Annotated in this window: 10 protein-coding genes (1 of these 10 cut by a window edge); 8 read left to right on the forward strand and 2 right to left on the reverse strand. The window is 63.6% G+C overall.

The window, feature by feature from the left end:
* Positions 1-175: 175 nt before the first annotated feature.
* From ptsP to NKI97_RS00910, 7 genes are all read left to right on the forward strand, one after another.
* Positions 176-2,446: a phosphoenolpyruvate--protein phosphotransferase gene (gene ptsP / locus NKI97_RS00880; protein WP_352453081.1), complete on the forward strand. Its 2,271-nt coding sequence runs from the start codon at positions 176-178 to the stop codon at positions 2,444-2,446.
* 8 nt (positions 2,447-2,454) lie between these two features.
* Positions 2,455-3,534 carry a peptide chain release factor 1 gene (gene prfA / locus NKI97_RS00885; RefSeq protein WP_352832192.1) on the forward strand — a complete coding sequence of 360 codons (1,080 nt, stop codon included), beginning with the start codon at positions 2,455-2,457 and terminating at the stop codon, positions 3,532-3,534.
* Positions 3,527-4,405, forward strand: a complete 879-nt coding sequence (prmC, locus tag NKI97_RS00890) for a peptide chain release factor N(5)-glutamine methyltransferase (protein ID WP_352503220.1) — start codon at positions 3,527-3,529, stop codon at positions 4,403-4,405. Before prfA ends, prmC begins: the two co-directional genes overlap by 8 nt.
* A 331-nt stretch (positions 4,406-4,736) precedes the next feature.
* Positions 4,737-5,651 carry a DUF4167 domain-containing protein gene (locus tag NKI97_RS00895; protein ID WP_352832194.1) on the forward strand — a complete coding sequence of 305 codons (915 nt, stop codon included), beginning with the start codon at positions 4,737-4,739 and terminating at the stop codon, positions 5,649-5,651.
* A 231-nt stretch (positions 5,652-5,882) separates the two neighbouring features.
* Positions 5,883-8,489 carry an ATP-dependent chaperone ClpB gene (clpB, locus tag NKI97_RS00900; protein WP_352832197.1) on the forward strand — a complete coding sequence of 869 codons (2,607 nt, stop codon included), beginning with the start codon at positions 5,883-5,885 and terminating at the stop codon, positions 8,487-8,489.
* Positions 8,490-8,636: 147 nt separating this feature from the next.
* Positions 8,637-9,002, forward strand: coding sequence for an MmcQ/YjbR family DNA-binding protein (locus tag NKI97_RS00905; RefSeq protein WP_352456638.1), 366 nt, complete (start codon positions 8,637-8,639; stop codon positions 9,000-9,002).
* Between the two features lie 238 nt (positions 9,003-9,240).
* Positions 9,241-10,722 (forward strand): L,D-transpeptidase family protein, encoded by a 1,482-nt coding sequence (locus NKI97_RS00910; RefSeq protein ID WP_352832200.1) that lies wholly within the window; start codon positions 9,241-9,243, stop codon positions 10,720-10,722.
* Here NKI97_RS00910 and NKI97_RS00915 read toward each other — a convergent pair.
* A complete protein-coding gene (locus NKI97_RS00915) occupies positions 10,700-11,071 on the reverse strand; it encodes a TMEM175 family protein (RefSeq protein WP_352832202.1) in 372 nt (123 codons plus the stop codon). The genes NKI97_RS00910 and NKI97_RS00915 overlap by 23 nt on opposite strands.
* A gap of 227 nt (positions 11,072-11,298) precedes the next feature.
* Here NKI97_RS00915 and NKI97_RS00920 point away from each other — a divergent pair, with 227 nt between their 5' ends.
* Positions 11,299-12,864, forward strand: a complete 1,566-nt coding sequence (locus NKI97_RS00920) for an MFS transporter (RefSeq protein WP_352832205.1) — start codon at positions 11,299-11,301, stop codon at positions 12,862-12,864.
* Between the two features lie 18 nt (positions 12,865-12,882).
* Here the strand turns inward: NKI97_RS00920 and NKI97_RS00925 are convergent, their stop codons facing one another.
* A protein-coding gene (locus tag NKI97_RS00925; protein WP_352832208.1) for a M23 family metallopeptidase crosses the window boundary here: on the reverse strand, positions 12,883-14,113 show its 3' portion. Its footprint extends 728 nt past the window's final position; 1,231 of the gene's 1,959 nt are visible here — the last part of the coding sequence; the start codon falls outside the window, past its right edge; the stop codon is at positions 12,883-12,885.

Genomic DNA, 14,113 nt, shown 5'->3' on the forward strand with positions numbered 1-14,113 from the left:
CAGGCTGCATCGGCCCGAAAATCGGCGGCAATTTTCGGAAAGGCCGGATCGAAAGCCTTGGAGCGGCCTTTATGCGTCCAATTGGACGCACGGCGCTCTAATTGAGTTGTTGCGTTTGTGCCGCTGTGCAGGGCAACCTGCACCGGTTGAAATGCTATTGGAGGAAGAAGCCGCGATGCGTGATTCGGCCAGTGGCCCGCGCGTTTTGCTGAAACGGCTCCGCGAGCTCATGCAAGAGCCGCTGGAGCCGCAGGAGCGGCTTGACCGAATCGTGCGCGACATCGCCTCCAACATGGTTGCCGAGGTCTGCTCGCTCTATGTGCTGCGCGCCGATTCGGTGCTCGAACTCTACGCCACCGAAGGCCTGAACCCGAACGCCGTCCACCTGGCGCAGCTCAGGCTGGGCCAAGGCCTGGTCGGCACGATCGCGGCCTCGGCGCGGCCGCTCAACCTCTCCAATGCACAGGAGCATCCTGCCTTCGCCTACCTGCCGGAGACAGGGGAAGAAATCTATAATTCCTTCCTCGGCGTGCCGGTGCTGCGGGCAGGGCGGACACTCGGCGTCCTGGTCGTGCAGAACAAGACCATGCGCCATTATCGCGACGACGAGGTCGAGGCGCTGGAAACAACGGCGATGGTGATCGCCGAGATGATCGCCACCGGTGATCTGGAGCGGCTGACAAGGCCCGGCCTCGAGCTCGATCTGCGCCGCCCGGTAAGCTTTACCGGCCTATCCTTCAACGAAGGCGTCGGTCTCGGCCATGTGGTGCTGCACGAGCCGCGCATCGTCGTCACCAATCTTTTCAACGAGGACAGCGAGGAAGAGGTCAGGCGGCTCGACGCGTCGCTCGGCTCGCTCAGGCTCTCCATCGACGACATGCTGGAGCGCCGCGACGTCGCCTTCGAGGGCGAGCATCGCCAGGTGCTCGAAGCCTATCGCATGTTCGCCAACGACCGCGGCTGGGTGCGCCGGCTCGAGGAGGCGATCCGCAACGGCCTGACCGCCGAAGCGGCGGTCGAAAAGGTGCAGAGCGACATGCGTGCCCGCATGCTGCACATGACCGATCCATATCTGCGCGAACGGATGAGCGATTTCGACGATCTCGCCAATCGGCTGCTGCGGCAGCTGATGGGGCGCGGACCGGAGGACGTCGCGGCCTCGCTGCCCAAGGACGCCATCATCGTCGCCCGCTCGATGGGTGCTGCGGAGCTGCTCGATTATCCCAGAGACAAGCTGCGCGGGCTGGTGCTGGAGGACGGCGCCGCGACCAGCCATGTCGTCATCGTGGCGCGGGCCATGGGCATACCGGTCGCCGGCCAGATGAAGGGCGCCGTTTCCATGGCGGAAAACGGCGATGCCATCATCGTCGACGGCGAGGAAGGCGCGATCCATCTGCGCCCGCAGCCCGACCTCGAGGCGGCCTATGCCGAGAAAGTGCGTTTCCGGGCGCGCCGGCAGGAGGTCTACCGCGAGCTGCGCAAGAAGCCGTCGGTGACCAAGGACGGTGTCCAGGTCGACCTTCTGATGAATGCCGGGCTGGCGGTCGACCTGCCGCAACTGGCCGAAGCGGGCGCGGCCGGCATCGGCCTGTTCCGCACCGAGCTGCAATTCATGGTCGCCTCGACCTTTCCGCGCGCGGAAGCCCAGGAGCGCTTGTACCGTGACGTGCTCGAGGCGGCGCGCGACAAGCCGGTGACGTTCCGCACCATCGATATTGGCGGCGACAAGGTGCTGCCCTATTTCAAGGGCTCGATCCAGGAGGAAAATCCGGCTCTCGGCTGGCGGGCCATCCGCCTGACGCTCGACCGGCCAGGATTGCTGCGCACCCAGATCCGCGCGCTGCTCAAGGCGTGCGGCGGACGCGAACTGAAACTGATGCTGCCAATGGTGACGGAACTCGGCGAGATCGCGCAGGCGCGCGAGATCATCGACCGCGAGGTCCGGCATTTGTCGCGCTTTGCCCATCATTTGCCGACCAGCCTCAAGGTGGGGGCGATGCTGGAGGTGCCGTCGCTGCTGTTCCAGCTCGACGAGTTGATGAAGGCGGTCGATTTCGTCTCGGTCGGCTCGAACGACCTGTTCCAGTTCGTCATGGCGGTGGACCGCGGCAACACCCAATTGTCCGACCGCTTCGACCCGCTGTCGACGCCGTTCCTGCGTGTTTTGAAGCAAATTGCCGATGCCGGGGCTCGCAACCAGACGCCGGTGACCTTGTGCGGCGAACTTGCCGGCAAGCCGATCTCGGCGATGGCGCTGATCGGCCTTGGCTACCGCTCGATCTCGATGTCGCCGGCATCGATCGGCCCGGTCAAGGCGATGCTGACGGAACTGCCGCTCAGCGAGTTGGAAGCGTTCTTCGACGACAATCTGATGGCGCCGGCGCATGGCCTGCCGATGCGGGCGCTGCTGCAAGCCTTTGCCGACGACCGCTCTATACCGCTATAGACTTCGCCATGATCAACCTGCCCCGCGACCGTATGGATCAAGTCGTCAAGCGTTTCGACATGCTCGAAGCGCAGATGTCGGCCGGGCCAGCGCCGGACGCCTATGTCAGGATGGCCTCCGAATATGCCGACATCCAGGAGATGGTGGCAAAGATCAGGGCGCTGCGCGCCGCCGAGCGCGAACAGGCCGATCTGGAGGCGATGCTCGCCGACAAGGGCACCGACGCCGAGATGCGGGCCTTGGCCGAGGCCGACCTGCCAGGGGTCAAGCATCACATCGAGGCGCTGCAGAAGGACATCCAAATCCTGCTGTTGCCCAAGGATGCCGCCGACGACAAGAACGCCATCCTCGAGATCCGCGCCGGCACCGGCGGCGACGAGGCGGCCCTTTTCGCCGGCGACCTGTTTCGCATGTACGAGCGCTATGCCGCGGCGCATGGCTGGCGTTTCGAGACGGTGTCGGCCAGCGAGGGTGAGGTCGGCGGCTACAAGGAAATCATCGCCACCGTTTCGGGCAAGGGCGTCTTTGCCCATCTGAAGTTCGAATCCGGCGTGCACCGGGTGCAGCGCGTGCCGACGACCGAAGCGGGCGGACGCATTCATACCTCGGCGGCGACGGTCGCGGTGCTGCCGGAAGCCGAAGAGGTCGACATCGACATCAGGGCCGATGACATCCGCATTGACACGATGCGCGCCTCGGGTTCCGGCGGCCAGCACGTCAACACCACCGATTCGGCCGTGCGCATCACCCATCTGCCGACCGGCATTATGGTGGTGCAGGCGGAAAAGTCGCAGCACCAGAACCGGGCGAAGGCCATGCAGATCCTGCGCGCCAGGCTCTACGACCTCGAGCGCAGCAAGGCGGACGAGGAACGTTCCGAATCGCGCAAGTCGCAGGTCGGCTCGGGCGACCGCTCGGAACGCATCCGCACCTATAATTTTCCGCAGGGTCGCGTCACCGATCATCGTATCAACCTGACGCTCTATAAGCTCGACCGGGTGATGATGGGCGAACTCGACGGGATCATCGACGCGCTGATCGCCGATCACCAGTCGAAGCTGCTCGCCGATATCGGCATCGATGGCTGACAGCCTGCCCGCCACGCTGGCGCCGCTGCTGCGGGAGGCGCGAAACCGGCTCACCGCAGCCGGGATCGCGGATCCGGCGCTCGATGCCAGGCTGATCGTCGAGCATTTTTCCGGCACCAGTCGCACGCAGGCCATCGCCGATCCCGGGCGCGCTGTCGATGCGGACGTGACGGCGGTAATCGAAGCCGCCTTGCGGCGGCGCATCGCCGGCGAACCGGTGCACCGCATCCTCGGTTATCGCGAATTCTACGGCTTGCGCCTGTCGCTTTCGCCGCAAACGCTGGAGCCGCGGCCGGATACCGAAACGCTGGTCGAGGCTATACTGCCCTTCGTCAAGGCAATGGCGGCAAGCGAGGGCGACTGCCGCATCCTCGATCTAGGGACCGGTACCGGTGCCATCGCGCTGGCGCTGCTCAGCGCCGTTCCGGCCGCGACCGCCACCGGCGTTGACATTTCGCAGGAGGCGCTGGCCACAGCCATGCGTAATGCCGGGGAATTGGGGCTCGCCGGCCGGTTCACGCCACTCAAATCCGACTGGTTTGAAAAAGTTTCTGGCCGGTACCATGTAATTGTCGCAAACCCTCCCTATATACCCTCAGACGACATTGGAAATCTGCAGGACGAGGTCCGCGGTTTCGATCCACGCCAGGCCCTCGATGGCGGCGTGGACGGTCTGAGCCCCTACAGGAAGATCGCCGCGGGAGCGGCAGCGTATTTGGAACTCCAAGGCAGGATTGCGGTCGAGATCGGCCATACGCAGCACCAACAGGTTACGGAGATATTCTCCGCGGCCGGGTACCGTTCGGTCGGGGTGTTTCGTGATCTCGGCGGAAACGACAGAGTTCTTGTGTTCGAACGGTGGAAGCCGTGATGCAGTGCGAAAAAAGCGCTTGGCAATACCGGGGAATGCGGCTAGGGTCGCGTTAACCGGATGAGACGAAGCAGGCAGTGCTCTTAGCGATTCGGTTTTCCTTGGAAATAGCTGCCTTCTTGCGCAAACGACGCCCAAGCTTCGTGCGGGAATCGTCCGGCAAGTGAAGTAACCGGAACAGGATGGCACGTGGCGCCAACGCAATTGATGCGGGCGAACGCCGGTGAAGGAACGAAACGGCTGGCCGCATGAGCGCCTCCGTTCGTGAAGAGTTTTTCGAAAATTTCAAAGTGAAGAGAGTCTAATGAGGCCACAACAGCAAAACAGGCGCATGCGCGGTCGCAACAACAGTGGCGGCGGCGGCAACAACAATAACAACAACAATCGTAAGGGGCCAAATCCCCTGACGCGTAACTATGAGAGCAACGGCCCGGACGTGAAGATCCGCGGATCGGCTCAGCAGATTGCCGAGAAGTACGCAACCCTTGCCCGTGACGCGCAAAGCTCCGGCGACCGGGTGATGGCGGAAAACTATCTCCAGCATGCAGAGCACTATAACCGCATCATCGCAGCCGCTCAGGCGCAGATGCCGATCCAGAACGCCCAGCAGAATCGCGACGATTTCGACGATGACGGCGACGAGGATCGCGACGAGTTCGACAATGCCGGCAACAACAATGCCAACGAGGCATCGGCTTCGGCCAATCACGGGGCCGGCCCGCAGCCGGTCATCGATGGCACGCCGGCCGAGCTGGCGCTGAACCAGGAAAACAGCCGCGACAATCGGGGCGGCCGCGACAACCGTGACGGCCGCGACAACAATGGCGGACGCCACCGCGACCGTCGCCCCAATGGCGGTTACGGCCAGAACGGCCAGCGCGGCGAGTATGGCGCGCGCGGCGAGCAGCAGGGTGGCCAACGCCTCGAACAGCCACGGCGCGACGAGACGCCGGCGCAGGCGGAGCCCGTGCCGGCCGCTGAGCCGGTCTTTGTGAGCGAGCCCGCACCGCAATTCGAAAACCTTTCGCCAGCGGGTCTCGCCGCCCAGGCCGAGCTCAACGAAGCCGCGGCGGAAAACAGCCCGGCACGCCGCCCCAGGCGTCCGCGTCGCCCGCGCCTCGATGTCGAACAGGCGAATGGCGGCAACGACAATGCCGGCCCTGACAGTGCCGAGACTGGCAATGTCGATGCGGCGCCGACTGAAGACGCTGGCGGTCAACCTATTATTGCCGACGTCGAGAATTGATCGAAGAAACGTTCAGGCGATCTTAGCGTACCCTAGGCGGCGGAGAGAAATCTCCGCCGTTTTTGTTTTGCGCGCTCGGAATATTATGCGTTCGCCAGTGTCGAGGCGTCTTGAGGGTCCGTGGTTTGCGTCCCATATCTTGCCTGAACAGGATCCGGCTCGAACGGGCGGGTCCGTCACCGCAATCTGATCCGGTGCCGCGAAGCGGGCCGGTGACGGAAGGAGACAGGCATGAATCTTGAAAAATATTCCGAGCGCGTACGCGGCTTTATCCAGTCCGCGCAAACCATGGCGCTCTCCCGCAGCCACCAGCAATTCACTCCCGAGCATATCCTCAAGGTCCTTGTCGATGACGACGAGGGCCTGGCTGCGTCGCTGATCGAGCGCGCCGGCGGCAATGTCCGTGACGTCAAGCTCGGCGTCGAAACGGCACTGGAGGCAATGCCCAAGGTCGAGGGCGGCAATGGCCAGCTCTATCTGGCGCAGCCGCTGGCAAAGGTGTTTTCGACCGCCGAGGAACTGGCCAAGAAGGCCAGTGACAGCTTCGTTACCGTCGAACGGCTATTGCAGGCGCTGGCCATGGAAAAATCGGCCAAGACCGCCGACATCCTGTCCAAGGCGGGTGTCACGCCGCAGGCGCTGAACCAGGTCATCAACGACGTACGCAAAGGTCGCACTGCCGATTCGGCGAGCGCCGAGCAGGGCTACGACGCGCTGAAGAAATACGCGCGCGACCTGACGGCGGACGCCCGCGCGGGCAAACTCGATCCGGTCATCGGCCGCGACGACGAAATCCGCCGCACCATCCAGGTGCTGTCGCGCCGCACCAAGAACAACCCAGTGCTGATCGGCGAACCCGGCGTCGGCAAGACGGCGATCGCCGAAGGGCTGGCGCTGCGCATCGTCAATGGCGATGTGCCGGAATCGCTCAAGGACAAGCAGCTGATGGCGCTCGACATGGGGTCGCTGATCGCCGGCGCCAAATACCGCGGCGAGTTCGAGGAGCGGCTGAAGGCGGTGCTTTCCGAAGTCACGTCTGCCGCCGGCGGCATCATTCTGTTCATCGACGAGATGCACACGCTTGTCGGTGCCGGCAAGGCGGATGGCGCCATGGATGCGTCGAACCTGCTGAAGCCGGCGCTCGCCCGCGGCGAACTGCATTGTGTCGGCGCAACCACGCTCGACGAATACCGCAAGCACGTCGAGAAGGATGCGGCCCTTGCCCGCCGCTTCCAGCCGGTCTTCGTCAATGAGCCGACGGTCGAAGACACTGTCTCGATCCTGCGCGGCCTGAAAGAGAAATACGAGCAGCACCACAAGGTGCGCATCTCGGATTCGGCACTGGTCGCGGCCGCTACACTGTCAAACCGCTACATCGCTGACCGCTTCCTGCCGGACAAGGCGATCGACCTGGTCGACGAGGCCGCGTCGCGGCTCCGCATGCAGGTCGATTCGAAGCCCGAGGCGCTGGACGAGATCGACCGCCGCATCATGCAGCTCAAGATCGAGCGCGAGGCGCTGAAGGTCGAGAAGGACGATGCCTCGAAGGACCGGCTCGCCCGGCTTGAGAAGGAACTCTCGAACCTCGAGGAGGAATCGACCGAGCTGACCTCGAAATGGCAGGCCGAGAAGCAGAAGCTCGGGCTTGCCGCCGACCTCAAGAAGCAGCTCGACGAGGCGCGCAACGAACTTGCCATTGCCCAGCGCAAGGGCGAATTCCAGCGCGCCGGCGAACTTGCTTACGGCAAGATCCCGGAACTCGAAAAACAGCTGAAGCAGGCTGAAGCCAGGGACGGCAAGGCCGGCATGGTCGAGGAAGTGGTCGGTCCCGATCACGTCGCCCATATTGTGTCGCGCTGGACGGGGATCCCGGTCGACAAGATGCTGGAAGGCGAGCGCGACAAGCTGTTGCGCATGGAAGACGAGGTCGGCAAGCGCGTCGTCGGCCAGGGCGAGGCGGTGCAGGCGGTGTCAAAAGCCGTGCGCCGTGCGCGCGCCGGCCTGCAGGACCCGAACCGGCCGCTCGGCTCGTTCATGTTCCTCGGGCCGACGGGCGTCGGCAAGACCGAACTGACGAAGGCGCTGGCCAGCTTCCTGTTCGACGACGAGAGCGCGATGGTGCGCATCGACATGTCGGAGTTCATGGAGAAGCATTCGGTCGCCCGGCTGATCGGCGCGCCTCCCGGCTATGTCGGCTACGAGGAAGGCGGCGCGCTGACCGAAGCGATACGGCGGCGGCCCTATCAGGTCGTGCTGTTCGACGAGATCGAGAAGGCGCATCCTGATGTCTTCAACGTGCTGCTGCAGGTGCTGGACGACGGCCGGCTGACCGATGGGCAGGGCCGCACGGTCGATTTCCGCAACACGCTGATCATCATGACATCGAACCTCGGCGGCGAATATCTGGTCAATCTCGGCGAGGACCAGGATGTCGACGTCGTGCGCGACGAGGTGATGAATGTCGTCAGGGCTTCGTTCCGGCCGGAATTCCTCAACCGCATCGACGAGGTAATCCTGTTCCACCGGCTGCGCCGGCAGGATATGGGTCGTATCGTCGAGATCCAGCTCAAGCGCCTGGAAAACCTGCTTGTCGACCGCAAGATCGCGCTTTCGCTCGATCAGGAGGCGATCGATTGGCTGGCGGCCAAGGGCTATGACCCTGCCTATGGCGCGCGGCCGCTGAAGCGGGTGATGCAGAAGGAATTGCAGGACCCGCTGGCGGAAAAGATCCTGCTCGGCGAGATCCTCGACGGCTCGACCGTCAAGGTCACCGCTGGGTCCGACCGCTTGAACTTCCGCTCGAAGCCGGCAGTCGTGGCAACCGAAGCGGCCGCCTGAGCTCAAGCCAAGAGCCTGTTCCATCCCGATCGAATCGGGATGGAATCCCTATCTTCAATCTCGACCATGATCCTTTCCGAAAAACCGGCATACCCTTTTGTTACGCCGGCCTTCGGTTCATGGTCCAACATCACTGGCGGGGCGCAGATGACATTGGACGACTATAACAGCTTCTGCGCCTCACTGCCTTCGGCGACCCATGTCGTGCAGTGGGGCGGCGCCCATGTTTGGAAGGTCGGCGGCAAGGTCTTCGCGATCGGCGGCTGGAGTGAGGGCAAGGAGCCGTTCGTTACCTTCAAATGCTCCGACATCGCCTATGACGTGCTGAGGGAGCAGCCGGGCCTTCGGCCCGCGCCCTATCTTGCCTCACGCGGCATGAAATGGATCCAGCGCCAGACCGGCGAAAGCATGGATGATGGCGCGCTGAAGGATTACCTGCGCGAAAGCCACCGTCTTGTCGTGCTGAAGCTGACGAAGCAGGCGCGCAAGGAATTGGGACTCGCTGCCGGTTAATCGGTCAGAAATCCGCCATCTTCATGCCCGGTTCATATTGGAACCTTATCGTTGGCAACTGATTTGCTGGCGAAGGGGTTCGCCTACCACATCGGCCCGAAATCGAGTTTTGATTTTCGCAAAGCACGATGCGGAGATTTAAAGCGTTAGAGCGTCCTTTGCGCGTCGAAAAAGACGCGCGGCGCTTTGAAGAGACAATGCCGGCGGCGGCAATTACGGACCGGAGAATTTGGCCATCATGTTGCGCACCATCTTCACCCTTTCAGCGCTTGCTGCCGGGCTGCTGGCGTCGAATGCGATGGCCTCGCCAATAGTGGATACCGCGCCACGGGTGGTTCGTGCCGCCAATGGCGGCGGCATTCTTGTCGCCCAGAACGGCAATCTCGATATCTACTACGATGCCAGGGGAAACCGCGTCATCGTCGATGCGGAGACCGGCAAGGTCATCGCCATCCAGCCGCCGCAGACCAGGCTCGACCGCCGCGCCTTGCGCCGCGAGCGCTTGCGCAACCTCGGACCGGTCGAGGACGACCCCTATCATCTCGACGACCCTGAGGACACGGCGCGGTTCCGCCGCAGGCAGATGGAAGACGAGGGCAGGGTCATCATACCGCCGGCTGACGAGTACGACCCCTATGGCGACAATTCGGTGGAAGCCTTCCCCGAAGCGCCACGGGATGACGGCTACGGCAACGGTTATCCGGAGGCAGCGCAGCCGGTAAAGCCGCGCACCATCGAGCGCCAGCCGCTCAACGAGGCCTCGATCGAGCCGGTCGAGCCGACGGTGCCGAACGAGCAGGCGGCCTTACCGCCAGACACAGCCCCCCCGCCAAGCACTGGCGGCAAGACGGCGGTCGACCCGTCGCTTGCGCTCGGCGCCCGCGAGGACGTGGCGGCACTGCAGGTGCTGCTCGACCGTGCCGGTGCATCGCCCGGCGTCATCGACGGACGCTTCGGCTCGAATGTCGACAAGGCGCTCGCCGCCTATAATGAGATCACCGGCAGCAATCTGAAATCGACCGACGCAATCGGCATCCAGGCGGCCCTGGCGCAATCCGGCGGCGATGCCTTCGCCTCCTATACGATCACGCCCGAGGATGCGGCCGGTCCCTATGTCGCCTCGATACCGGAGGACTACAGCCAAAAGGCGCAGCTCGATCGGATGGGCTACACGTCGGTACCCGAAGCGCTGGCCGAGCGCTTCCATATGGATGAAACCTATCTGAACAAGCTCAATCCGGACGCCAATTTCAATCGTCCGGGCACCATCATCAAGGTCGCCAATTTCGGCAGGCTGGTGGCGATGCCGGTGGCGCGCATCATCGCCGACAAGTCCAATAAGCAGGTCCGCGCCTATGATGCGGCGGGCAAGCTGGTCGCAGCCTATCCGGCGACTATCGGCTCGTCCGACACGCCGTCGCCGTCCGGCACGCATGCGGTGTCGCGTGTCGCATTGGACCCGAACTACACCTACAACCCGAACATCAATTTCAAGCAGGGCGAAAACGACAGGATCCTGACCATCCCGCCGGGGCCGAACGGCCCGGTCGGCTCGGTCTGGATTGCGCTGGACAAGCCGACCTACGGCATTCACGGCACGCCGGATCCGTCCAAGATCGGCAAGACCGAAAGCCATGGCTGCGTGCGGCTGACCAATTGGGACGCGCGCGAGCTTGCCAAGATCGTGACGCCCGGCGTTATCGTGGAGTTCGTCGACTAAAGCGCAACGCCTGCGCCCGAATCACCCGATGACCTTGCGCAGCAGTGGCGCGCGCAGCGCTGCGGCATAGATCAGCTGCACCACCAGGATGAAGCCGACGCTGAGCAACGGGCTGATCAGGCAGGAGTGCAGCGCCGACGGCCCACAGGATTTGTGCCTTGACGATGCGCAGATAGACCGTTCGGGTGGTCTCCGCGTCGACACCTTCGGCCAGAAATCCGTTTTTGTCCGCGTAGCGCCAACTGGCGAGCAGCGTCAGTCCGAGCATCAAAAGATTGAACCAGTAGACGAGCACCGCAGTCCTGAATTCGAGGAAGTCGGCGAGAAGGTCGGTCGAGAACGGCAGCAAGGCGATGAAGCCGAGGAAGCAGAGGTTCAGCGTGGCAAGCCGCCGGTCGGATTTTGCAATCAGCCGTGTTGCGCCTGCTGTAGCGCTGCGAGAAGCTTAGCACGGCACTTGCCGTTTGCACCCTGAGCGGCGTGATCCTGCCTGTGTGGCCAGGTTCGGCCTGGTTTCAACGAGAACAGCCTGCTGGCCGGTTGTCGGCGGCGCGCCGGCGATCTAGGTAAGGCGGCATGCACACGCCAACCAAAGTCGGTACCGGCGCCGTTCTCCTGACCGGCTCACTTCCCGCCGATACGTTCTGTCCGCAGGCGCAGCGGCGGTTCGTGCTGATCGCCGCGATCCTGGCTTCTGCACTCGGCTTCATCGACGGGTCGGTCCTGGCCATTGCGACGCCGGCGATCCGCGTCGACCTCGGCGCCAGCCTCGCCGAGGCACAATGGATTTCCAATGCCTACGCATTGACACTCTCAGCCCTCATTCTCGTCGGCGGCGCCGCCGGTGATCGCTTCGGCCTGCGCCACTCCTTCGTCGCCGGCATCGTCCTGTTCATTGCCGCCTCGCTTGCCTGCGCGCTGGCGCCTGACCCGGCGGTGCTTATTGCGTTTCGGGCTATCCAGGGTGTCGGAGCGGCCATCATGGTGCCGGGCAGCCTGGCCATTATCGCCAAAGCCTATCCGAAAAAGGAACGCGGCCGGGCGATCGGCATCTGGGCCGCAGCATCAGCACTGACGACGGCGCTCGGCCCGGTGCTGGGCGGCTTCGTGCTGTCGGCGTTCGGCGACGGCATCTGGCGGGCGATCTTCGCCATCAATCTGCCGCTCGGCCTTATCTCGGTCTATCTTCTGCTGGCCAAGGTCCCTGCCGACGCGCCGGTGGAAAAGCGCAGCCTCGATCTCGGCGGCGCTGCACTCGCCATATTGGCGTTCGGAGCTCTCGCTTACGGTCTGACCTCGATCAGTGGCGACGGGGAGGGGCTGATGTCCGGCCCGAGTATTGCCGCCGGTGCGGTTTTGCTCGTCGTGTTCATCGTCTTCGAGGGCCGGCGGCGCGAGCCGATGATCGATCTGTCGTTGTTTCGGATCGGCGCGTTCGCGGGCGCCAATGTGGCGACCTTCTTCCTTTATTTCGCGCTGTCGGCCAATCTGTTCTATCTGCCGATGCTCATGATCGCCGGATGGGGGCTGAGCGCCGCCGAGGTCGGTTTCATCTTCTTGCCGCTGTCGGCATTGATCGCAGTGTTGTCCGGACCGGTCGGCCAGTGGTCCGACCGCATCGGGCCTCGCTTTCCGATCGCCAGCGGCGGTCTGGTTGTGGCTCTTGCCTTTGCCGGACTTGCCTTGCTGGCCTATCGGGGCATCCACAATTTCTGGATCGGGGTATTCCCGCTGATGGCTCTGATGGGGTTCGGCATGGCGCTGGTGGTATCGCCGCTGTCGACCGCCGTCATGACGGCGGTCGAGGACAAGGATACGGGTGCGGCCTCGGGCATCAACAACGCCGTCTCGCGCATCGGCGGCCTGATTGCCGTGGCGGCGATGGGATCGCTGGCGGCCTGGGTCTATGCTGGCGTGCTCGGCACCGCTGCCGGCCCCGGCATTCCGGGTTTCGGCGAACCGCCGCCAGCCGGCCTGGCGCCCGGCCTCGATGCGGCACGACTTGCCGCCAGCGACGCGGCATTCGCCGCCGTTGCCGCGGTGACCGCGGTGCTTTGCCTGCTTTCGGCAATCGCCGCGTGGACGACGGTTTCCGGCGAGCGGCTGCCATGGGCGCGCGACACGGCGAATCAGCACGGCTGACGACGAAAAAACGTCGGCTCAGCCTTCGATCTTGGCGCTCGCGACCTTCAACTGATTGCCGTCTTCCTGCTTGAGCAGGTCGTCGATGCGTTCGCGCTCGCGCTTGAAGGCGACAAAGTCGTCGCCCTTGAGCGTCTTGCCGACCGGTAGGCGGACGCGCATCGAATCGACCTTTGTGCCGTTGACGATCAGTTCGTAATGAAGATGCGGACCGGTGGAGAGGCCGGTTGAGCCGAGATAGCCGATAACCTGACCCTGGCGAACGCGAACACCCGGCTCGATGCCTTTGGCAAAGGCGCTCTGGTGATTGTAGGACGTCTCGTAGCCATTGGCGTGACGCAAGATGATCTGCTTGCCATAGCCACCGGCCCAGCCGGCTTTTTCGACGACGCCATTGCCCGCGGCAATGATCGGCGATCCCACGGGAGCTGCCCAGTCGGTGCCGGTATGCATTTTCACATACCCCAAAATGGGGTGGCGCCTGGCACCGAACCCTGACGTAAATCGGCCATTGGGCAACGGATTGCGCAGCAGAAACTGCTCGGCGCTGCTACCATTTTCGTCGAAGTAGTCAGTGCTGCCGTCCTGCATCTGGAAACGGTAGAAATTTCGCGTCGTGCCGCCGAAAGTCGCGGAGACGTAAAGCAGCTCGGATTCGTCAGACGCCTGGTCGTCGCCATCGGGTTGCGAGAACAGCACTTCGATGCGGTCCGTGGGATTGAGGCGCGACTGAAAGTCGACACTGGATGCCAGCAACTTGATCAGTCGTTGCGTCATCGCCTTGGACATGCCGTAGGAATAGGCGGTGCGGTAGATGCCGTCATAGACGTTCGGCAGATTGCCGCGCACCACGGGCGCAGGCGAATCGTCGAACGCCGTCAGCAATTCGGGATTTGGCTCCGGCTCCTGCGCCGGCACGTACTGGTCGTGGTCGTCGAGCGCGATGGTGACGATGTGCTGGGTCCTGTCGTACACGCTGGTGCGAACGATCTTGGCGGCGTCGCCATGGACCTCGAGCCCAACGCGCAGCACGGTTCCTGCCTTGAGGGCCGTGGCATTCAGCAATTTGGCGATCGCCTCGGCCATTCCGGTGGCATCCTCGCCGGTATAGCCCGAATCAGCGAAGGCCTCGGCAATGTCGAGATCCTTGGTGAAGGGGATGATTTCCTCGGCGAAAGCCGGCGCCTGGTCGTCGATGGCGGCACGCGGCGACACCGAGACGTTTTCCGGGACGATCTTGACGTCATAG

This window comes from Mesorhizobium sp. M0296 (genome assembly GCF_040321675.1).
In the GTDB taxonomy this organism is placed as follows: Bacteria; Pseudomonadota; Alphaproteobacteria; order Rhizobiales; family Rhizobiaceae; genus Mesorhizobium.